At 64.5% G+C, this 1634-nt stretch carries 2 protein-coding genes; one reads left to right on the top strand and one right to left on the bottom strand.

From position 1 onward, the window contains the following. Nucleotides 1-106: 106 nt before the first annotated feature. Nucleotides 107-1192 carry a TRAP transporter substrate-binding protein gene (locus tag ACIPIA_RS15800; RefSeq protein WP_400510929.1) on the bottom strand — a complete coding sequence of 362 codons (1086 nt, stop codon included), beginning with the start codon at nucleotides 1190-1192 and terminating at the stop codon, nucleotides 107-109. A 188-nt stretch (nucleotides 1193-1380) separates the two neighbouring features. On the opposite strand from ACIPIA_RS15800, the gene ACIPIA_RS15795 reads away from it, so the two are divergent. Continuing rightward, nucleotides 1381-1634 (top strand): GNAT family N-acetyltransferase (locus ACIPIA_RS15795; protein ID WP_400510928.1); only part of this gene is annotated, 254 nt, incomplete at its 3' end.

The raw sequence follows: 1634 nt of genomic DNA, 5'->3' as shown, positions 1-1634 counted from the left end.
AGTATCGCAGATGGTGACATGCCGATGGGCCACTCGCGGGAGCGCCGCGCATGAAAAAGGCCCGGCTTCCGCCGGGCCTCTCATTTCGTGAACTCGCGGTGAAGGATCAGCGGGCGCGTGTGCGAACCTGGAAGACGTCGAAGCTGAGCTCCGCCACCTGCCACCAGAGGTACTGGTCCGAGCGGAAGGCGGCCATGGTCTCGATCGCCTTCTTGAAGTCCGGGTTCTTCGCCGAGATCTCCGCATAGAGCTCGTTCGAGGCCTTGAGGCTCGCTTCCATCACGTCTTGCGGGAAGGGGCGCAGCTGCGTGCCGGCCGCCACCAGCCGCTTCAGCGCTGGCGGGTTCACCACGTCGTAACGAGCCGCCATCTGCGTGTTGGCGTAGGTGCAGGCGGCCGTCAGCGCAGCCTGATAGGCCTTCGGCAGCGCGTTCCACTTCTCCAGGTTGATGAAGGCGTGGACCGTCGGCCCACCTTCCCAGAAGCCCGGATAGTAGTAGTAGGGCGCGACCTTGGCGAAGCCGAGCTTCTCGTCATCGTAGGGGCCGACCCACTCGGCGCCGTCGATGGTGCCCTTCTCCAGCGCCGGGTAGATGTCGCCGCCGCCGAGCTGCTGCGGCACGACGCCGAGCTTCTGCAGGACCGAGCCGGCGATGCCGCCGATGCGCATCTTCAGGCCCTGCATGTCCGCTGCGGTCTTGATCTCCTTGCGGAACCAGCCGCCCATCTGGGCGCCGGTGTTGCCGCAGGGCAGGCCGTAGGCATTGAACTTCTTGTAGAACTCGTTGAACAGCTCGTTGCCGCCATTCTGGAACAGCCAGGCGTTCTGCATGCGAGCGTTGAGGCCGAACGGCACCGAGGCGGCGACAGCGAAGGTCGGGTCCTTGCCGACATAGTAGTACGAGACCGTGTGGCACATCTCGACGGTGTTGTTGGTCACGGCGTCGAGCGCCTGCAGGGCCGGGACGATTTCGCCCGCGGCGAAGACCTGGATCTGGAATTTGCCGTCGGTCAGCTCGGAAACCATCTTGGCCATGATCTCGGCGCCGGCATAGATCGTGTCGAGCGACTTCGGGAAGCTCGACGTCAGACGCCACTTCACTTCGGGATTGGACTGCGCGACAGCAGGCATGGCCACGGCGGTGGCCGCGGCGCCAGCCGCCGCGGTCTGGATAAACTGACGACGCTTCATCTAGGGATTCTCCTCGGACATTTGGCAGGTGCGAGCGTTTCGAAACGGCTTCTGTCGCTCGGCGTTCGGAAACGCGTTGTAGCGAATGGATTTTCGAAGCGCGAGGGATTTCATCGACGATTCTTGCGACTTTCGGCTAGTTCCCGCACCAGTCTTGGCCGCCCTCGGGGACAGTGGTTAAAACGGCCATGCTCGAAACCGAAAACCTGAGACTGCGCCGCCCCGAGATCCACGATCTCGACGCGATCCATGCCATGCGCAGCGATCCCGATGTCGTGCGCCATCTCGGCGGCCGGACCCTCGGTCGCGAGGAGGCCTGGCACCGGCTGACCCGCATCGTCGGCCACTGGGTGCTGCGCGGCTACGGCATGTTCGTGGCGGTCGAGAAGGCCAGCGGCAGCGTCATCGGTGAGGTTGGCCTGTTCGACGGCTGCCGCGGGCT

The organism is Allobosea sp. CER48 (genome assembly GCF_044752385.1).
Taxonomy (GTDB): Bacteria; Pseudomonadota; Alphaproteobacteria; order Rhizobiales; family Beijerinckiaceae; genus Allobosea.
Note: the sequence above shows the minus strand (reverse complement) of the source record. Positions and strands in the feature narration are given on the sequence as shown.